Genomic DNA, 19,224 nt, shown 5'->3' with positions numbered 1-19,224 from the left:
CAACAAGCCGGGCTCATCGATAGGTGACAAGCTCCGGCGCCCTCAACAGCTGCACATGGGCCTGGCTGTTGAAGGAAGCCAGTGCCACGTCGCGGCCGCGGAACTTCAGCTGGCTGAGCGACGTGTTGATGATTTGCCAGTTCAGCGCGAACGCCTGACCGGGGGTAATACGGGTAACCAGGTGGAGCAGGGCGGCAATGGTGCCACCCGAGGTGAAGATGGCGATATTGTCACCGCTACCGGCGGCATCGAGTACGCGCTGCAGGCCGCCATGCACGCGGCTGGTGAACGCCTGCCAGGTCTCCAGGCCATCGTCGGCATGTTCGCCATCGTGCCAGCGCTGCACCATCAGGGCGAACAGGCGCTGGAACTCGCTGCGGTGCTGCGCGCCATTGCGCAGGATGTGCAGGGCGTCGGGCTCTTGCGGCAGCAGGCCGGGCAACAGGGCGCGGATCACACCGTCGGCATCGAACTCGTTGAACGCTGCGTCGGTCTCAATTGCGGGCACCGCGCAGCCATTGGCCTGCAGTGCGTGCAGCGCCAGGCGCGCGGTATCCTGCTGGCGGCGCAGGTCGCCCGCTACGCAGCGATCCAGGCGCACGCCCAGCTGGGCCAGGTGCTCACCCAGGGCCTGGCTCTGGCGTTCGCCCACAGGCGACAGGACGTCATAGTCATCGGCGCCGAAGGAGGCTTGGCCATGTCGGATCAGGTAGAGGTTGCCCACGAAAGGTTCCGGCCTGTTGTGGAGGTTGCTGCGAGGTTAGGATGCGGCACACGGGCTGTCAACGAAAAAACATACAAGCGTTTGAAAAGGTTGTTTGAAAGGTGTTGCCGGCGTTTACAGCGGCTGGCAGCGCCTCAGGCGCAACGGTATGCTTGCTACAGTTACGCGCCGTAGTGGCGCAGGTCTTTAAGGAGTCAACGTGGAGTTTCTTGCTGAATACGCAAGCTTTCTCGCCAAAACCGCCACCCTGGTCATCGCCATTCTGATAGTGCTGTCGGCCATCGCCGGGCTGCGCGGCAAGGGGCGGCGCAAATCGGGTGGGCAATTGCAGGTCACCCGCCTGAACGAGTTCTACAAGGACCTGCGCGAGCGCCTGGAGTCCGGCCTGCTCGACAAGGCCCAGCTCAAGGCTTTGCGCAAGCAGCAGGCCAAGGCGGAAAAGCGGCAGAAGAAGGGCAAGGCCGAGGAAAAAGGTCGGGTCTTCGTGCTGGACTTCGATGGCGACATAAAAGCCTCTGCCACTGAAAGCCTGCGCAACGAAATCACCGCGCTGCTGACCCTCGCCACCCCGCGTGACGAAGTGGTGCTGCGCCTGGAAAGCGGTGGCGGCCTGGTCCACAGCTACGGCCTGGCCGCATCGCAACTGGCGCGCATTCGCCAGGCCGGCATCCCGTTGACCGTGTGTATTGACAAGGTGGCCGCCAGCGGTGGTTACATGATGGCCTGCATCGGCGAGAAGATCGTCAGTGCACCGTTCGCCGTATTGGGTTCCATCGGCGTGGTGGCGCAGCTGCCCAACGTCAACCGCCTGCTGAAGAAGCACGACATCGATTTCGAAGTGCTGACCGCCGGTGAATACAAGCGCACCCTGACCGTGTTCGGCGAGAACACCGAGAAGGGCCGGGAGAAGTTCCAGGAAGACCTGGACATCACCCACCAGCTGTTCAAGGACTTCGTTGCCCGCTATCGTCCACAGTTGCACATCGACGAAGTGGCCACCGGCGAAGTCTGGCTGGGTGTCGCGGCACTCAACCGCAAGCTGGTGGACGAGTTGCAGACCAGCGACGAGTACCTCAGCGAGCGCGCGCGCAATGCCAACCTGTTCCACCTGCACTACGCCGAACGCAAGAGCCTGCAGGAGCGAATCGGCATGGCTGCCAGTGGCACGGTGGAGAACACCGTGGTGGGCTTGTGGAGTAAACTCGGCCGCCTGCGCTAACACCTTGAACCTGTTGAAATTTTTTTTTGATCAGGGGGTTGCAAGGTTAAAGGAATGAAGACATAATGGCGCCCATCGAAACGCAGCAAACTTTGAAAAAGGTTCAGCGTTTCAAGGAGATAGCGAAGCGAAAGCTGCTAGATCCGACCTTTGAGGCCGAGTAGCAAAGTGGTTATGCTCCGGATTGCAAATCCGTCTACGCCGGTTCGATTCCGACCTCGGCCTCCACCATTCGAAAACCCCGCAGATTAACGTCTGCGGGGTTTTTCTTTGTGGGGCAGAAAGCCATCGGAGTCCATCTCGGATAGTCAACAGTTGTCCCAGCGCGAGATGACCGGTGAACGGGTGGCGTTCCTAGGAAATTCATGCGCATCCCGCACTTTCGGACTCCGCTAGAAGCCCCAATCCTCAGCCCGTACTAGTTGGCAGAATGGCCCGTCAAGCGTTGCATTGTGATGAGCGACGATGTCCTTGGCTTTCATCACTGGTGTGTCTGAGCAGGTATGGCCTTCGGCGATGAGTACCGCATCGAAGCCAAGATCGCGCGCAGCACGGCAGGTGCTGTCGACGCAATATTGAGTTTTCATCCCGGTGACTACCACACCGGTAGTGCCACAAGCGCGCAAGCTGTCGGCTAGGTCAGTCATTGCAAAGGCATTGGGCCGCCGTTTTTCGAACACTACTTCTCCACCTAGCAGCTTCAGTTCCTGTGCAATCATCGTGAGGGGGCTGCCTGGTTCGATTGGCGATCCAGCGGGCCCGATGTGGCGCGCGAGAAAAATCGGAGCGCCTGCTGTGCGTGCCTTGTCCATCAAGGTATTCAGCGTTTCCAGCAACGCTTCGCAGCGCCATGGTTTTTCCGGGCCGTGAACAAGCCCGACTTGGACATCGAGTATCAATAAAGCGTACATACGTGCATTTCCTTGCGTTTCAACAAGCGACACAAGGGCGAAAAAAAAGGCCCTGTCCATCGCTGGCGGGCCTATGAAGTTCGTCTGCTACTGGCTCACGAGACCTCACACGCTCCGCTTTCAGCGGTCGTGGTTGTGGTCGTCGAGGTGAAGAGATAGGTAGTCATGGATCGACACTAGCAATATCACAGCGAGCTGACAAGCGCGCGTCAGGCGCAGACCTCGCAAGACCTGCGCCTGACTTCACCCGTTAGAAACTGCCGTTGAGGGTAAGCATAAAGTTGCGTGGTTCGCCGTAGTAGTTGCCCCAACCGGTAGCCCCGATGGTGCTGTAGTACTTCTTGTCGAACAGGTTGTTGCCATTGACCGCAACGCTCCAGTGCTGGTCGATACGATATTGCACACGACCGCTGAACAGCGTGTAGCCCGGCTGCTCTATGCGGATGGCGCCCTGACGGCGGAAGTTGTCGCTCTGGCTGCTCACCCCGGCACCAAGCGTCCAGCGGTCCAGCGCGCCATCGAGCTGGTAGTCACCCCAGACCTTGAGCATGTGCCGCGGGATGAAACTGGAGGTAAACGTCAGCTCGGTCGGGTCGGTGTCGTTGATGGTCTTGAGGTACTTGGTCTGGGTATAGGTGTAGCCGGCCAGCACTTGCAGACGGTCGATCGGCGAGCCGCTGATCTCGGCCTCAAAGCCTTGGGCACGCACCTTGCCGCTGTCGGTGTAGCAATAGCCGTCACTGGAGCCGGCACAGACATTCTCATAGTCGGTTTCAGCACGGTGATCTTCAATGGTACGGAACAGATTGAACGACGTATTGAGGTTGCCATCGAGCAGTTCGCCCTTGATACCCAGCTCATAACTGCCGCCGGTCTTGGGCTGCAGGGATGTACCATCGGCGGTGGTCAGGTTGCCTTGCGGCTGGAAGATTTGCGCGTAGCTGGCGTAGGCGGTCCACTGATCGTCCAGGTCGTAGAGCACAGCGCCAAACGGCGTGACTTCGCCGTTTTCCTTACTACGGATATGCTCCCAGGTATCCCAGCGCTGGGTATAAGAGTCGCGGTCGTTGCGGTACCAACTGACGCGGGTACCCAGCACCAGGGTGAGGGGCTCGGCCAGTTTCAGGCGCAGGTTGGCATAGGTGCCCCACTGGGTAGTGGTGGAGTCGGTAGGAAACGGGCCGCCGCGGATGGTACTGGTCTGGTAGTCGGCCTTGGTCGGGCGCGGGAAGTTATCCGAAGGGTCGAAGGGGTTTTGTGTGCCGCTCAAGCCCAGTAGCGCGAAGTAGTCATGGTTCTTTTGGCGGCTGGCGTTGGCTCCGACGATCAGTTCGTGCTCAAGGCCGAACGCCTCGAACTTGCCATCGATGTAACTATCGAAGCCGTAGTCGGTCTGGTCGTAATCGAAGCGCCCGGAATAACGCCCCATCGTTCCGTTGGTGGCGCCTACCGGCACCGAACCTTCTGAGTATCCGTACTCGATGTTCTGGTTGTTATGGGTATAGACCGACGCGAAGTTCAGCGACCAGTCATCGTTAAAGCGGTGCTTGAGGTCGGCGAAGCCGGTGATGCGCTCGCTTTGCAGGTCGTTCCAGCTGGCGCCCAGGCATGTTGAGCGGGACAGCTTCAGGTCGCTGCCATCGGCATAGCGCGGCAGGCCGTGATAGCAAGGTGAGGCGTCGACATCCTCGTAGGCCATGCCGAAGCCCAAGGTGGTGTCGGGCGTCACATCCCAATCGATGGCGCCGTAGGCGACACGATCCTGGCGATCGGAACTGTCGTAGAAATACTGCTTGTCCTGTAGCGCCGCCACGGCACGGCCGCGCACGGTGCCCGTGTCATTCAGCGGCCCGCCCACATCCACCTGGCTGCGGTAATTGTCCCAGCTGCCAGCGGAAAGAGTCACGCTGGTGTGGCCCTTGTTCTGGCCACGCTTTCGCACGAAGTTGACGCCGCCAGCTGATGAGCCGGAGCCCTTCATCATCCCGGCTGCGCCCTTGAGGACCTCTACTCGGTCGTAAAAGGCCATGTCGCTTGAGAAACTGTTGGCCTGCACGTAGTTGCCGCCCACATCTAGCGGCACACCATCGTACTGGTACTGGCCATCCAGATTGAAACCGCGGGAGTAGAAATACTTACCGCCCATGGGCGAGTCATAGATGGTGATCCCGGGCGTCTTGTCCAGCACCTGCTCAAGCGTGTTGAGGTTCTGGTCGTTGAGCATCTTGCGGGTCATGACCGTGACAGACTGCGGGGTTTCCTTGAGGGTATGCACGCCTTTGCCGATGGTCACTGCGCGCGCCGCATAGGACTGTGTGCCCTCGCTGGTGGCATCGACGCGGTTGGCTTCGATCGTCAACGGTCCCAACTCCATCGCCGCGCCGTTATCAGCCGGGACCAGCACATAGCCTCCGTTGTCTAGACGCTGTGCTTGAAGCCTGCTGTTGGCAAGCAAACGCAGCAAACCTTCCTCGACGCTGTAGTTACCATCTAGCCCGGTTGTGGTCAGTTGCCGGGTCTGCTCGGTGTCGAACGAAATCGTTACGCCAGCCTGCACACCGAATTGGGTGATGGCGTCGCCCAGAGGCCCGGCGGCGACGTGATAGGTTTTCTGGCTTTCAGCCATGGCGTGAGCCGGCGCGAGCAGGGCGCAGGGCACGGCGGTGAGGGCCACGCCTAAGGCGACCCGGCGGATGGCATGGCGCAGTCGGGCGATGGAGTAGGGAGCGGGCATTGAGTGATCCTTGCGTGTCATGACGGAATGCCGCTTTTGTCGCGGCTTGTGTCATGGACGGACGAGAATCGAAATCAGCAAGATTACGGGAATTTTTTTCCCGCAAACCTCACGCAGGCTCCACCCTGACCCAGTAGCGGCTCAGGTAGTGCACTTTCACCGGCAGGGTTTTCGGCAGGTTCGCTAGCGCGATGTCGGTGTCGTCGATTCGGAACGCCCCGGAAATTCTCATGCCTCGAATAGCCGGCGCGCAGCGGAGCACTCCCGGACGGTAGCGGCCCAACTCATCAATGAAATCGCCCAGACACCAGTCGTTCACGCTGAGCATGCCCTGGACCCAAGCTGTAGAGTCGGCGGGCAAAGGTTGGGCGCGGGCGAACGTATCGCTGTCGAAGTGCGTCTGTTGCCCGGCGTCCAGTCGCAGTAAGCGGTCCAAGTGGTGCCGGGGGCGTACCTCGACGGCCGACTGCAAGACGCCGACCCGTGTCTGCGCCGGCAACTGCCGTACACTGAATCGCGTGCCCAGCGCACGCACGCTGCCGTGTGGGGTGTGCACGATGAACGGGCGTCGGGCGGGGTCGCTGGCGGTGCTGATCAGGATCTCACCTTGGTACAGTTCGATCACCCGTACCTGCGCATCGAAACGCACATCCAGTGCAGTGCCGATGTTCAGCTCCAGATGCGAGCCGTCCTCCAGGCGCAGTGAGCGTCGTTCGTTGGTGCCGGTGCGCTGCTGGGCAAGCAGGGCGCGGTGGGATGTCTGCTCGGTGGCCAGCCAGGCGCCGCCGCCCACGGCCAGCAGCATGCCTAGTATCTTCAGCACCTCGCGGCGCTGGGCCTGAGCTGCGCCCAGGCCCGACAGCGCGGCCTGGCGCGGCACCATCGACCATTGCCGCTGGAGCTTTTCCACCCGAGCCCAGGCTTCGGCATGCGCAGGGCTGGCGGCCAGCCATGCCTCCCAGGCCTGGGTCTGTGCCGCGTCAGGATAACCCTCATTGAACTGTACGTACCAGGTCGCGGCTTCTTCGAGTATCTTCAGGTCCAATGCAAGCGCCCCTCAGCTCTCGACCAATAGCAGGCAGTGGGTCATGGCCCGGATCAGGTGATTTTTGACCGTAGTGACCGATACATCGAAGCGTTCGGCGACTGCCGCGTAGGTCAGCCCTTCCAGTTGCACCGCAAGGAAGATATCGCGAGTCCTGGGCCCGAGTTCGTCGAGCAGCGCATCGATCGATACCAGCATCTCGAGAATCGACAGGCGAATCTCCGGCGACACATCGACCGGCTCCGGGCGCAGGGCGAGAGCCTGCAGGTAGGCTTGCTCGATTGCCCGGCGGCGAACCTTGTCAATCAATAGTGCACGGGCGATCGCGCTGAGATAACTGCGCGGCTCGCGTATGGGCGCTTGGTTGCGGGCGGTCATGACCCGCAGGAAAGTATCGTGTGCCAAATCGGACGCATCGGAGGCATTGCCCAGGCGAGATCGCAACCAGCTTTTCAACCAGCCGTTGTTTTCGCTGTACAGCTGGTGAAGCGCCGAATGGTCGAGCGTCGACATTGAGCAGGATCCGAGAAGCAAATGGTAATTGCTCGCATTCTCTCTATGGGGTGGGAAGATTGCAAGATCCGATGTTGGTGGGGCACGGGTGCCGGGCGCTGCGCGTACCCTGTGGGAGCGGGCGCGCCCGCGAAGAATCCAGTGCGGAGCCTGGCACCGGCTGCGCCGGTGTTCGCGGGCCCGCCCGCTCCCACAGAGTGCGCGTCGCGCTCACGAAACCCGTTATTTTTCAGCGTCGGCTAAGGGGCGGAGGCGGTCGGCATTCTTAGGCTATCGGCGGGCTCAATGGGGCCCGCTCTCACGGTGGCGTTGAACCGTGAGCGCAGCGTCTCGATCACTTGGGCGCTTCGGGCAAAAGGGCGGAAAGAATTTGCCACTCTTCACTGAAGCGGGTTTATCAGCTCGGCGCCTTGGTTGCGCACATTCCCCACTGCTGTACTTACCCGGTACCACTCAAAGGCACCGGCCGGCTCGCCAAGTTTGAGTACCAGTTGCTCGGCATGCTCGCTTGGTATTCCTGTCGCGATCCACTCGTATGCCAGTTCAGGTGACAACACGACAGGCCGGCGATCGTGTACGTCGACCATACCGCCCTGCGCATCGGCGGTGATGATGACAAACCCATCATGCTCATTGCCTGAGAACTGGCCGATGCTGGCGCACAGGGCAGGGCGCCCATCCCGGCGCCGAATGTAATACGGCTGTTTCTTCAGCCCACCCTCATCAACCCATTCGTACCAGCCGTCGATGGGCGTGATCGCACGGTGCGGCCAGATCGCCCGGAAGAACGGGCCGTGCGCAACTTTTTCGACTCGGGCATTGATCGGCGCAGCCCGGTCGGTTGCCCAATGCGGCCGCCAGCCCCACCGCACCAGGTCCGCCCTCGGGCCTGCGTCATCCACCCGCAGCACGGCCACCGGCGTGGTCGGCGCAACATTGTACCGGCCAAGCGGCTGGTCGCCGACGTTGTTCCTCCAGGCCTCCGGCAGGCTCAAGGTTTCAACGAAGTCGTGTATGCCTCGGTACTGGCTCAACCTTCCGCACATACACCCTCCTATCGAAACCTTAAGGATAGCCGCTGGCCTCACTCGGGCCGAAACTCATCGTTTACCGCGCTTGCTGAAACGATTCTTCGCGTTTATAAAAAGGCACAACTCCAAGAAAGGCTACTGCCATGTCCTCCCTCAAGCTCTGCATTGCGTTCGGCGCCCTGTCCGCAACCTCCCACGCCCTGGCCTGGGATTACGTTCTGCTCGACACCGACAAAGCCGCCCAGAACTGGCAGATCACCAGCCAGCAACTAGGCGTACAAACCGACAAGCCCTTCAGCGTTACCTTGCGCACCTTGCATGGAGGTCGGCAAGAGGGTGTCAGCATTGTCGACATCGATAACGGAACGATGAAACTTTCGGTAGTGCCGACCCGCGGCATGAACGTCTTGCAGGCGTCGGTCGGTAATGTGCGCATGGGCTGGGATTCGCCAGTCAAGGAAGTGGTCAACCCGTCCTTCATTGAACTGAACGGGCGCAATGGTCTGGGCTGGCTGGAAGGTTTCAACGAACTGGTCACCCGCTGCGGTTACGAATGGGTCGGCCACCCCGGCATCGACAACGGCGAGTTGCTGACCCTGCACGGTCGGGCTGCCAACATCCCTGCGAACAAAGTCACCCTGCACATCGATGACAAGCCACCTTACGCCATCACCCTGCGTGGTGAACTGAAAGAGCAGGCGTTCAAGAAGGTCGACTTCTCCGTCATGACCGAAGTGGTCACCGAACCCGGCAGCGTGGCGTTCGCCCTCAACGACATCCTGACCAACAACGGTGACTATCCGAAGGAATACCAGGCGCTGTATCACAGCAACTTCAGCACCCCGTTCCTGGAGCAGGGCGCACGTTTTGCCGCGCCGGTGAAACAGGTATCGCCGTTCAACGACAAAGCCAGGGGAGATCTGCCTGACTGGCAAACCTACCGCGGCCCCACCAAGGACTATGACGAAACGGTTTACAACGTGGTGCCGTATGCCGATGCCAAGGGCAATACGTTGGCCGTATTGCATAACAAGGCCGGTAGCCTTGGCGTTTCGGTCGGGTTCAATACTGGGACATTGCCCGTATTCTCCCTGTGGAAAAACACCGATACCCAAGGCCAGGGCTATGTCACGGGGCTGGAGCCAGGGACGAGTTTTTCCTACAACCGCCGTTACCAGCGGCCACTGAACCTGGTGCCGACAATCGGGCCGAAGGAGCACAGGCAGTTCCGCATCAGCTACAGCTTGTTGCCGGACAAGGCGGCGGTGGACAAGGCCCTGAAGCAGGTGAGCGAGATTCAGGGTGGGCGCGAAACCGAAGTGCGGCAAACGCCATTGGTTGATCTGACCAAAGGGTAATGCAGGCCTTGGATTGTGCACAGCAACCCACGTGCAGCATTCATCAAAGGAACAGGACCGCTGATGATCAAAAGCGGGGGCGCCTTGGCGTCCCCCGCTGCGCCCAGCACTAACCTTCAGGTGGGGATATCCCGCAAATGAATTCATCCGATCCCAGGCGATGCGAACCGAACTCCACCACGTAGCCGGCACCGCGGCGCTGCGCCTCGGCCCTGGCGGTCTTCTGGTCGGCATAGACATCGACGAAATGCCAAGGGTGCCGGTCTCGCAGCACGCCCCATCCGAGTACCCAGCCGTCATTGTCCGGATCGGGCGGCAGGTTTTTCGCCAAGCTGCGGATGCTCATGCATTCACCCCGCTGAGCTAGTCATTGTTCTGCCGTGGAGCGAACTGAATCACCATCCGCCCTTTGATCTTGCCCTCCAGCATCTCCTCGAAGATCTGGTTGATATCTTCGATCGGCCGCAGGGTCACCTTCGGCACCACTTTACCTTCCGCTGCAAACTGGAAAGCTTCCTGCAGATCCTGCCGGGTGCCGACCAGCGAGCCGATCACTTCGATACCGTCCAGCACCAGGCGAGGGATATTCAGGTTCATGGCTTCCGACGGCAGGCCGACCGCAACCAGTCGGCCACCCGCGCGCAGGGCGTCGACGGCCGAGTTGAACGCAGCCTTGGCAACGGCGGTAACCACGGCGGCATGGGCGCCACCGGTCTTGGCCTGGATAACCTTGGCGGCATCCTCGGTGCGCGAATTGATGACCAGGTCGGCGCCCATCTCGCTGGCGAAGCGCAGTTGCTCTTCGTTGACATCGATGGCGATCACTTTGGCGTTGAAGACATTCCTGGCATATTGCAGGGCCAGGTTGCCCAGGCCGCCAAGGCCGTAGATGGCGATCCATTGGCCGGGGCGGATGTTGGAGATCTTCACCGCCTTGTAGGTGGTCACGCCGGCGCAGGTAATGCTGCTGGCGGCAGCGGAGTCGAGCCCGTCGGGCACTTTGACCGAGTAGTCGGCCTTGACGATGCAGGCTTCGGCCATGCCGCCATCCACGGTGTAGCCGGAGTTCTTCACTTCGCGGCACAGGGTTTCGTTGCCGCTGTTGCAATATTCGCAATGCCCACAGCCTTGGTAGAACCAGGCCACGCTGGCACGGTCGCCCGGTTTGAGCGAGGTGACGCCTGGCCCGACTTCCTGGACCACGCCGATGCCTTCATGGCCTAGCACGACACCGGTCTTGTCGCCGAAGTCGCCATTTTTCACATGCAGGTCGGTGTGGCACACACCGCAGCACTGCATCTTCAGCAGCGCTTCACCGTGCTCGAGTGGGCGCAGGGTTTTCTCCACCACCTCCACGCGACGGCCTGGCGCAACAACAGCAGCTTTCATATGAGCCTCCGTGTCTATCCGAGTGAGCTTGAGTTATCGCAGGGGTTAGCATAGCCCTTGCCTGGTGGGGCAAAACTGCTTCAGGTCATGGTCTGGGGCGGCAACCGCCTTGCACACATCTACCTGCCTTGCGCAGCCACTTGTGGGGGCAACTGTCTTGCTCAATTTCCAAAAGCTGGCGCGCTCTCACAGGGTTCTGTGTAAGGCTCGCCACAAAAAGAAAAGCCCGCGGCAATAATGCGGCGGGCTGCAAGAACATACGGAGCAGGGCCAGTGTGCCCACCCGGATGTCAGTATTTCGTGAAGGTCAGGTCACGAGCTTGTCATGCATGGCTCAGTACCAGTTGGCTGATGACGCATACCGAGCCGTCCTCGGCCGGTGTGTCGTCGGTGTAGTCCACCTGGTTGTATACCCCGCCATGGAAATTGAGCGTGCGCGTCGCCCAGGTCGCGCCCAGTTGCAGCGACGATGTGCTGCCGATACGGCCGTTGCAGCTAGCACTGACAGTGCAGGCACCGTTGTTTGTCACGTCGATAGTGACATCGAAACGGGCACCGAGCGGTACGTCGGCCAGCACCGTGCTGCTGCTCGTGGTCAGCTGGTTGAAGTCGGTTCGAAAGCCCACGGTGATCTTGCCCTTGTTCCAGAACACCTTGATGGGCGGGCTGTCGTCGTCCTTGACGTGCAGCTGGGCAATCACCACCTTCTGCGCAAGGTTCACTTTCTGCAGTGTCATGGTCTGGTAATTGCGGTGCCGGGCGGCGCTGTTCAGCGCCCAGTACGCGGGCTCCTTCCACTCGCAGCGGGTGCGGTGGGTACTTTTGCTGGAGGCACCTTTGGTGGGGGCCGTCATGCGGATGGAGCCGTCGCTCAGGCGGGCGATGACTTCAGGCAGGGTCGCCAGTGCCTGGGCGCCGGTCAATTCCAGGGCTACCGGGTTGGTCGCGGATTTCGGCACGGGGGTGGTGATGATGAGGTTGTCGATATTAACAGTCATGGGCGTTCTCCTTGAAAAACGACAGGTCCTGCATCATTTGCGAGCGTGGCCAGCATGGGCGCAGTTCACTGTGATTTGCCAAAGGCTGGACGAAGGGAAAACCCAAGGGATAAAAAAGCCCGCCATGCAAGGCGGGCAAGCAACGTTTGAAGGGAGAGCCTGCAGACTGGACCTGGCCGGTTAACCGAGCATTAAGTGGTAACGCATTGACCTGCGCAGCCGATCAGCCTATACAGGCCTGCCATCAGCCCAGGAGCCAGCATGCACGACGAAGACGACCTGCACGAACCCGAGCACGATCACCTGCTTGACCACGAATTCCTCTATGACGACGTGGAGCCTGAAGCGGATGCCCAGGGTGCCGAGGACGAGGTGGAGGAAGACGAGGAAACACTGGATGACCTCGATGACGAGGACCGCGATCACCCAGCCTGGTTCGACGACTGCGAAGACGACTGATTCAGCGCCCGTCTACCGAAAAACGCCCCGGGCCGCTCACTGCCAGCAACAGCAGGCCGCCCATGATGCTGAGGTTTTTCAGGAACTGGGTCATGTTGGCGCTGCGCTCAGGGTCGACCATGTTCCAGAACGGGTGGCCCAGCAGCGCCGTGCCCAGCACGAACAGCGCAAACAGGAAGGCCAGCGGCCGGGTATAGAAACCGAGGATCAGCAGGATGCCGACGACGAATTCCATGAGCACGGCAACTGCCGCTGCCAGCATCGGGGCAGGGGCGCCCAGTGAGGTCATGTAGCCGACCGTGCCTTCGAACCCGGTCAGCTTGCCCCAGCCAGACAAGACGAACAGGATCATCAGCAGCACGCGGGCAATCAGGATAATGATGTCGCGTTGACCATCGAACAGGGAGTAGCGCATGGCAGCGTTCCAGTGGACGGGGACAAGCTCCACTCTAGCAGTTGCGCCAAGGATTGCTGACGGGCAGCAAAAAGGCGCCGCAGGGGCGCCTTTTCAAGGAAGTTTGGTGCGAGTGGCGGGACTCGAACCCGCAAGGCTCACGCCGACAGATTTTAAGTCTGCTGTGTATACCAATTCCACCACACTCGCACGCTTGAAGGGGTCGCAGCGACCGGCTCGCTTCTAAGCAGAAGGGCTTTGCAATCAAGCGCGCTTTATAACCCATTGTTATAGTTGAGTCAACTGCAGCACCTATGATCAACAGAGTGAAGGGTCGATCGAAAGGGCAATTGACACCTTGCTGTCATTACGCCACTGTTGCCCTCCTTTATTGGATCCAAGGCGATTGCGGTGATGACTCAATCCACTGCTTCCGAGCGTATCGTGCGCCCACGGCTGTTCTGGCGACTGCTGTTCGTGCAGGTAGTCGTGTTGGGCGCATTTCTCTACCTCAGCCTGATCAGCCTTGGCGGTTACCTGCTGATGCTGGGGTTCGATGCCGAACACCCTCAGCCACAGCGGCTTATGGCCCTCGCCGGTGGCGGGCTTATCCTGCTGGTCGGCTTGTGGCTGCTGAAGGTGGCAATGCCGCGACGTATCAGCCCGGTGCTGGTTGAACCTGAGCGCTGAACCTCGCCAGCCGCGCGGGGTCAATTACGCAGGGCCAACAACGTGGGCGCTCACACGCGTGCGCGTTCGACAAGGCCTATTTCCTCTCCTGCTGTTGTGCCGGTGGAGCTTGCATGGTTTCAGCTGACTGCCTCGACCCCCCCGTCATGCCCGCCCACCGCTATGAGCAGTTGGTCCAGTCGGTGGTGGATTACGCTATCTACATGCTCGACCCGTCTGGCCATGTAGTGTCGTGGAATGCGGGCGCGCAACGTATCAAGGGTTACCGTGCCGATGAAGTGATCGGTCAGCATTTTTCGTTGTTCTTCACCCCGCAGGATCGCACTGACGGCCGCCCGGAGCGCTTGCTGCGTCAGGCGCTGGAGCATGGCGTGGCGCAGGATGAAGGCTGGCGCGTACGCAAGGATGGCACGCAGTTCTGGGCCTTGGCCGCGCTGGATGTCATCCGCGATGACCTTGGCCAGATCGTCGGTCTGGCCAAGGTAACCCGGGACATCACCGACCGTCGCGAGTCCGCGCTGCAACTGGACGCGGTGCGCGCCCAGCTGTTCCAGGCACAGAAACTGGAGGCCCTCGGCCAGTTGACCGGTGGCCTGGCGCATGACTTCAACAACATGCTGACCATCATCATCAGTTCGGCGCGCCTGGCGCTGGCCACCCAGGACCCGGCACGCGCCCAGCGCATGCTGCAGCATATTCTCGATGCCGGGCAGCGGGGCACCGAACTGACCCAGCAGTTGCTCAGCTTTGCCCGTCACCGCAAGCTTGATGTGGCCTGCATCGCCCCGGCGAACCTGATTGCCGCCACCCGTGGTCTGCTGGAACCTGCACTGCCTGGTTCAATTGAACTGAAGGTGCTGTTGCAACCGGACCTGCCCCTGATCGAGGCGGATGCCGGGCAATTGCAGATGGTGCTGCTCAATCTGTTGTTCAATGCCCGCGATGCCATCACAGGGCAGGGCCGGATCGTCCTGACGGTCGATGTGGTCGAACTGGCCGGCGAGGTAGAGGGGCTGCACGGCGGGTTTGTGCGTTTCGAGGTGGAAGACAGCGGCGAGGGTATCGAGCCAGCGGTACTGCCGCGGATCTTCGAGCCGTTTTTCACCACCAAGCCATTTGGCAAGGGTACCGGCCTGGGCCTTAGCCAGGTGTATGGGTTTGCCAGGCAGACGGGGGGCGCCATTTGCGTCGACAGTGAGCCCGGCCGGGGAACCTGCATGCAGCTTTACTTGCCAATCTATCAGCTCCAGACCGACAGCCAACTCGACAGGTAGATACCATGGCACAGGCACTCAGGCGGCTGGTGACGGGAATCGAAGGGCTCGATGCGTTGCTCCGGGGTGGCCTGGTGGCTGGCGCGTCCTACATCATCCAGGGCCCGCCAGGGGCCGGCAAGACTATCCTCGCCAACCAGCTGGCCTGTGCGCATGTGCGCGGCGGCGGCCGGGTGCTGGTAGCCACCTTGCTGAGCGAGTCGCACGAGCGGCTGTTCCAGTACCTGGCAACCCTGGAGTTCTTCGACCCGGCGCTGGTCGGCGACTCGATCCAGTTCGTCAGTGCCTTCGACACCCTGGAGCAGGAAGGCCTGGATGCGGTGGTACGGTTGCTGCGCCAGGAAATCGCCCGGCAACAGGCCAGCCTGTTGATCGTCGATGGCGTGCTCAACGCCCGGGTGCGCGCGGAAACCGCGCTGGACACCAAGAAATTTGTCTCCGAACTGCAGGGCCATGCGGCCTTTGCCGGTTGCACCTTGCTGCTGCTGACCAGCGCCCGGCTGGAAGAGGGCAGCCCGGAGCACACCATGGTCGACGGCGTAATCGAACTGGGCGAGCAATTGTTCGGCAGCCGCGCCGTGCGCCATGTCCAGCTGCGCAAAACGCGGGGCAGTGCGGCGTTGTCGGGGCGCCATGAATGCCTGATCGATGAAGCCGGCATGCACGTCTACCCACGCCTGGAATCGCTGTTCAGCCACCCCAGCCAGGCGGGTAGTGCCACCCTGGAGCGTATCGGCAGCGGGGTTGAAAGCCTGGATGAAATGCTCGGTGGCGGTTTGGCCACAGGTTCGGTCAGCTTGCTGATCGGGCCTTCGGGTATCGGCAAGACGTCCTTGGGCCTGGCCTTTCTCGGTGCCAGCAGCCCGCAGGCGCCGGGGCTGCATTTCGGCTTTTACGAAACGCCGGAGCGCCTGCGTATCAAGGCCGTGTCGCTAGGTTACGATTTTGCCGCCATGGAGCAGGACGGCAGCCTGCAGCTGTGCTGGCAGCCGACCACCGAGGGCCTGCTGGACCAGGTCGGTGCGCGCCTGCTCGAGCGGGTCGCGGCGCACGGCAGCAAGCGCGTGTTGATCGACAGCCTCGGGGCGTTCAGCCGCCTGGCCACCGACCCGGCGCGGCTCAATGCGTTTTTCCGCGCACTGGTCGGCGAGTTGCGCGCGCGCGATATCAGCGTGATGCTGACCTGGGAAATGCGCGACATCTTCGGCGCGGAAATCAGCGCCCCGGCCCCGGACCTGTCGAGTATCGTCGACAACCTGATGCTGATGCGCTTCGTCGAGCTGGATTCGCAACTGCGGCGCATGCTGTCGATCCTCAAGGTGCGTGACAGCCACCATGACCCTGCCTTGCACGAGCTGCTGATCGGGCCGCAGGGCATTACCCTGCGCAAGGCGTTCGAAGGTGCCTGCGGTGTGCTTTCGGGAACGCCGGTGCCGCAGGCAAGCGGGTGACGGTGCGGGCGATGAACACCATCCTGATTGTCGATGACGAGTACCTGATCGCCGACATCCTCGGTTTTGCCCTGGAGGACGAAGGTTTCCTCGTGGAAAAGGCGAGCAACGGCTGCAAGGCGCTGGAGGCACTGAAGGAAAAGCGCGTTCAGCTGGTCATCACCGACTACATGATGCCGCTGCTCAACGGTGAGGAACTGGTGCGCTCGATGCGTGAAGACCCGGCTTTGAGCGAGTTGCCGGTCATCCTCATGAGTGGCGCGCAGGCCAACCAGGGATGCCCGGAACTGTTCGCCGCGGTGTTCGACAAACCGTTCGACATGGACTGTATGATCGCCAAGGTGCGCGAACTGCTGGGCACCTGAGGCGCGGGGCGATCAAGCGCGTCCGTGCGGCTTGAGGCAGGTCGCTCAGTGCGAGTCGTCGTGCTTTTCCGGGGCCGGGCTGCCGGCCTGGATACGCTTGAAGATCTCTTCGCGATGGACCTGGACGTCTTTCGGTGCATCGATACCGATCCTCACTTGCATCCCTTTGACGCCCAGAATGGTGACTTTGATGTCATCGTTGATGACGATGCTTTCGCCAACCTTGCGGGTGAGTATCAGCATGTAGTTCTCCTTGGTGATGTAAAAGTCCGTCGGGCTAGTTGCCGCGGCGGCGGGAGCTTGTCCCTCTTCCTTCTCATTAAAGACGCTTTCGGCGGATAGTAATTCCCCGACAGACAAATTCTGTTGCGTGTCTTCAGTCGCAGGTGCCGACGCAAACCGCCAGCGGTTTGTCGGCCAAGGTGCTCGGTGGCAAGAATAGGGGGCTTGGCGGCCAATGGGAAATTTCTTCGCAACATGGGCTGAATAGACCGGGTCAATGGTCGTTCTGTTCCTCGAGTGCCTGAAGAAACAACAGCAAGGCTACTTCTTCACGGTCCAGACCCTTGCGTACACGGTTCTTCGGCAAGTTGGCCAACCGCCCCAGGGCGTAGTGTTCAAGTACCGCCGGGTGGATGTAGCAACGCCGGCACACCGCCGGCGTATTGCCCAGGCGTGTGGCAACCTGGCGGACGATGGCGGCGACCTGGCGCCTGGCTTCGCTCTCGGGCTCCCAGGCCAAGGGCCTGAGCAGCTCCAGGGCCAGGCTGCTACCGGCCCAGGTGCGGTAATCCTTGGCGGTGAAGTCGGCACCGGTCAGCTGCTGCAGAAACTGGTTGACCTCGCTGGAGCCGACGCTGTGGCGCTGGCCGTCGTCGTCCAGGTACTGGAACAACGCTTGCCCGGGCAACTCCATGCAGCGCTTGAGCAGATTGGCCAGGCGCCGATCGTTCAGGCTGACGTTGTGTTCGACGCCGCGCTTGCCGCGGAACTGGAAGCGAATGCTGCTGCCCTTCACCTGGACATGACGGTTGCGCAGGGTGGTCAGCCCATAGGACTGGTTGTCACGCAGGTAACGCTGGTTGCCGATACGGATAAGAGTGTGGTCCAACAGGCTGATCACCAGCGCCATCACCTTTTCCCGGTCCAGGCCCGGCCGGGCAAGGTGGGCGTGCAGTTGTGCGCGCAGTTTCGGCAGGGCTTGGGCAAACGCCAGCATGCGTCCGTACTTGTGCTGGTCGCGTACTTCGCGCCACTGCGCATGGTAGCGGTATTGCTTGCGGCCACGGGCATCGCGGCCCGTCGCTTGCAGGTGGCCCTGCGGGTCGGCGCAAATCCACACCTCGGTATAGGCCGGGGGGATAACCAGTGCGGCGATGCGGGCGAGGGTATCGCTGTCGCGCACCCGCTGGCCGTTTGCATCCAGGTAGATGAAACGGCCCCGCCAGCGTCGCCGGGTCAGGCCCGGCTGGCTGTCGTCGACGTAGTGCAGGCTGGGCGGCAGGGGGCAGTCGAGCATGGTTGGCAGGCCTCGATCAGTTCACTGATCAATGGACAGCAGCCGCAGGGCCGATGCTCAGCCCAGCAACGCCACCGACTTGATCTGGGCAAACAGCACCTGGCCCGGGTGCAGGCCGAGCTGGTCTGCCGAGAAGCGGGTGATGCGCGCCAGCAGGGCGATGCCGCCGGCATCCAGGCTGACCAGCACATGCGCCGGGTTGGCAGCCGGGCGGCTTTCGCGCACGCGCACCGGCAAGCGGTTGAGGATGCTCGAAGTGCTATCGGCTGCCAGGGCCAGGCTGACGTCACGGGCCTGCACCTTGACCCGCAGTGAGCTGCCCATCACCTGGGCCGGGTGGGCAATGCGCAGCAGCGGCCCATCCTTGCCGGGCAGGCGCAGGTCGAGCAGGTCGTAATACGGGTCATGGCCTACCACCAGGCCCTCGAACACCACGCCGGCATCCTCGCCCTGGGCCAGCGACAGGTCGAGGCGGGCCAGGGTTTCGCCGATCGGGCCGCTGGCCACTGCCTGGCCTTGCTCCAGCAACACCAGGTGGTCGGCCAGCCGCGCCACTTCCTCCAGGGCATGGCTGACATACACCAGCGGGATGTCCAGTTCGTCGTGCAGGCGCTCCAGGTAGGGCAGGATCTCGCGCTTGCGCGGCCCGTCGAGGGCCGCCAACGGCTCGTCCATCAACAGCAGGCGCGGGCTGCTGAGCAGGGCGCGGGCAATGCCTACCCGCTGCGCCTCGCCTCCGGACAAGGTTGCCGGGCGGCGTGCCAGCAAGTGGCCGATACCCAGTAACTGGCAGGCCTGTTCAAGGCTGACCTTGCGCTCGGCCGCAGCCACCCGCCGCCAGCCGAATTCCAGGTTGCCGCGTACCGACAGGTGCGGGAACAGGCTGGCCTCCTGGAACACGTAGCCAACCGGGCGCAGGTGCGGTGCCTGGAAGTAGCCGCGGGCACTGTCCTCCCAGACTTCGCCGTTGACTTCGATATAGGCGCTGGCGGCCCGTTCCAGCCCGGCCAGGCAACGCAGGCAGCTGGTCTTGCCAGACCCCGAGTGGCCGAACAGCGCGCTGATGCCGTGCCCGGGCAGGTGCAGGTCGACGTTCAGGGTGAAGTCGTCGCGCGCCAGTTTCAGACGCGCCACAATCGATGCACTCATT

Annotated in this window: 20 protein-coding genes and 2 tRNA genes; 8 read left to right on the top strand and 14 right to left on the bottom strand. The window is 61.7% G+C overall.

What is annotated here, in order from left to right:
* Positions 1-13: 13 nt before the first annotated feature.
* On the bottom strand, positions 14-724 hold the full coding sequence (locus QIY50_01145; protein ID WGV20948.1) for a histidine phosphatase family protein: 711 nt from the start codon (positions 722-724) through the stop codon (positions 14-16).
* A gap of 199 nt (positions 725-923) precedes the next feature.
* On the opposite strand from QIY50_01145, the gene sohB reads away from it, so the two are divergent.
* A complete protein-coding gene (sohB, locus tag QIY50_01140; protein WGV20947.1) occupies positions 924-1,943 on the top strand; it encodes a protease SohB in 1,020 nt (339 codons plus the stop codon).
* A 154-nt stretch (positions 1,944-2,097) separates the two neighbouring features.
* Positions 2,098-2,171, top strand: a tRNA-Cys gene (locus QIY50_01135).
* A gap of 164 nt (positions 2,172-2,335) precedes the next feature.
* Here the strand turns inward: QIY50_01135 and QIY50_01130 are convergent.
* The 5 genes from QIY50_01130 to QIY50_01110 all read right to left on the bottom strand — a co-directional run bounded on the left by QIY50_01130 (position 2,336) and on the right by QIY50_01110 (position 8,192).
* A complete protein-coding gene (locus QIY50_01130) occupies positions 2,336-2,854 on the bottom strand; it encodes a cysteine hydrolase family protein (GenBank protein WGV20946.1) in 519 nt (172 codons plus the stop codon).
* A gap of 250 nt (positions 2,855-3,104) precedes the next feature.
* A complete protein-coding gene (locus tag QIY50_01125; GenBank protein ID WGV20945.1) occupies positions 3,105-5,588 on the bottom strand; it encodes a TonB-dependent siderophore receptor in 2,484 nt (827 codons plus the stop codon).
* Positions 5,589-5,697: 109 nt separating this feature from the next.
* Entirely contained in the window at positions 5,698-6,633 is a 936-nt protein-coding gene (locus tag QIY50_01120) for a FecR domain-containing protein (GenBank protein WGV20944.1), read from the bottom strand.
* Positions 6,634-6,645: 12 nt separating this feature from the next.
* Positions 6,646-7,146, bottom strand: coding sequence for a sigma-70 family RNA polymerase sigma factor (locus QIY50_01115; GenBank protein ID WGV20943.1), 501 nt, complete (start codon positions 7,144-7,146; stop codon positions 6,646-6,648).
* Positions 7,147-7,526: 380 nt separating this feature from the next.
* Positions 7,527-8,192 carry an SOS response-associated peptidase family protein gene (locus tag QIY50_01110; GenBank protein ID WGV20942.1) on the bottom strand — a complete coding sequence of 222 codons (666 nt, stop codon included), beginning with the start codon at positions 8,190-8,192 and terminating at the stop codon, positions 7,527-7,529.
* 128 nt (positions 8,193-8,320) lie between these two features.
* Between QIY50_01110 and QIY50_01105 the strand changes: the two genes are divergently transcribed.
* Positions 8,321-9,535 (top strand): aldose 1-epimerase family protein, encoded by a 1,215-nt coding sequence (locus tag QIY50_01105; GenBank protein WGV20941.1) that lies wholly within the window; start codon positions 8,321-8,323, stop codon positions 9,533-9,535.
* A 109-nt stretch (positions 9,536-9,644) separates the two neighbouring features.
* Here QIY50_01105 and QIY50_01100 read toward each other — a convergent pair whose 3' ends face one another.
* The 3 genes from QIY50_01100 to QIY50_01090 all read right to left on the bottom strand — a co-directional run bounded on the left by QIY50_01100 (position 9,645) and on the right by QIY50_01090 (position 11,922).
* A complete protein-coding gene (locus QIY50_01100; GenBank protein ID WGV20940.1) occupies positions 9,645-9,881 on the bottom strand; it encodes a hypothetical protein in 237 nt (78 codons plus the stop codon).
* A gap of 17 nt (positions 9,882-9,898) precedes the next feature.
* Entirely contained in the window at positions 9,899-10,924 is a 1,026-nt protein-coding gene (gene adhP / locus QIY50_01095) for an alcohol dehydrogenase AdhP (GenBank protein WGV20939.1), read from the bottom strand.
* Between the two features lie 323 nt (positions 10,925-11,247).
* Positions 11,248-11,922, bottom strand: coding sequence for a polysaccharide lyase family 7 protein (locus tag QIY50_01090; GenBank protein WGV20938.1), 675 nt, complete (start codon positions 11,920-11,922; stop codon positions 11,248-11,250).
* A gap of 261 nt (positions 11,923-12,183) precedes the next feature.
* Here QIY50_01090 and QIY50_01085 point away from each other — a divergent pair, with 261 nt between their 5' ends.
* Positions 12,184-12,381, top strand: a complete 198-nt coding sequence (locus QIY50_01085) for a hypothetical protein (protein WGV20937.1) — start codon at positions 12,184-12,186, stop codon at positions 12,379-12,381.
* 1 nt (position 12,382) lies between these two features.
* On the opposite strand, the gene QIY50_01080 is transcribed toward QIY50_01085, so the two are convergent.
* Together QIY50_01080 and QIY50_01075 are read right to left on the bottom strand one after the other, a co-directional pair.
* Entirely contained in the window at positions 12,383-12,796 is a 414-nt protein-coding gene (locus QIY50_01080) for a DoxX family protein (GenBank protein WGV20936.1), read from the bottom strand.
* A gap of 104 nt (positions 12,797-12,900) precedes the next feature.
* Positions 12,901-12,985: transfer RNA gene (locus QIY50_01075), tRNA-Leu, on the bottom strand.
* 204 nt (positions 12,986-13,189) lie between these two features.
* Here QIY50_01075 and QIY50_01070 point away from each other — a divergent pair.
* The 4 genes from QIY50_01070 to QIY50_01055 all read left to right on the top strand — a co-directional run bounded on the left by QIY50_01070 (position 13,190) and on the right by QIY50_01055 (position 16,555).
* A complete protein-coding gene (locus tag QIY50_01070) occupies positions 13,190-13,465 on the top strand; it encodes a hypothetical protein (GenBank protein WGV20935.1) in 276 nt (91 codons plus the stop codon).
* Between the two features lie 113 nt (positions 13,466-13,578).
* Positions 13,579-14,739 (top strand): PAS domain S-box protein, encoded by a 1,161-nt coding sequence (locus QIY50_01065; protein WGV20934.1) that lies wholly within the window; start codon positions 13,579-13,581, stop codon positions 14,737-14,739.
* Between the two features lie 5 nt (positions 14,740-14,744).
* Positions 14,745-16,190, top strand: a complete 1,446-nt coding sequence (locus tag QIY50_01060) for an ATPase domain-containing protein (protein ID WGV20933.1) — start codon at positions 14,745-14,747, stop codon at positions 16,188-16,190.
* An 11-nt stretch (positions 16,191-16,201) separates the two neighbouring features.
* The gene (locus tag QIY50_01055; protein ID WGV20932.1) at positions 16,202-16,555 is read left to right on the top strand and encodes a response regulator; all 354 of its coding nucleotides are present in this window, start codon (positions 16,202-16,204) and stop codon (positions 16,553-16,555) included.
* Positions 16,556-16,600: 45 nt separating this feature from the next.
* Here QIY50_01055 and csrA read toward each other — a convergent pair whose 3' ends face one another.
* The 3 genes from csrA to modC form a co-directional block, all read right to left on the bottom strand.
* On the bottom strand, positions 16,601-16,798 hold the full coding sequence (csrA, locus tag QIY50_01050; GenBank protein ID WGV20931.1) for a carbon storage regulator CsrA: 198 nt from the start codon (positions 16,796-16,798) through the stop codon (positions 16,601-16,603).
* Between the two features lie 253 nt (positions 16,799-17,051).
* Positions 17,052-18,074 carry a DNA topoisomerase IB gene (locus QIY50_01045; protein WGV20930.1) on the bottom strand — a complete coding sequence of 341 codons (1,023 nt, stop codon included), beginning with the start codon at positions 18,072-18,074 and terminating at the stop codon, positions 17,052-17,054.
* Positions 18,075-18,131: 57 nt separating this feature from the next.
* Entirely contained in the window at positions 18,132-19,223 is a 1,092-nt protein-coding gene (gene modC, locus QIY50_01040; GenBank protein ID WGV20929.1) for a molybdenum ABC transporter ATP-binding protein, read from the bottom strand.
* Position 19,224 lies beyond the last annotated feature (1 nt).

Source organism: Pseudomonas putida, from assembly GCA_029953615.1.
Lineage (GTDB): Bacteria > Pseudomonadota > Gammaproteobacteria > Pseudomonadales > Pseudomonadaceae > Aquipseudomonas.
The sequence above is the reverse complement of the archived record's forward strand: the minus strand, read 5'-3'. Positions and strand labels throughout refer to the sequence as shown.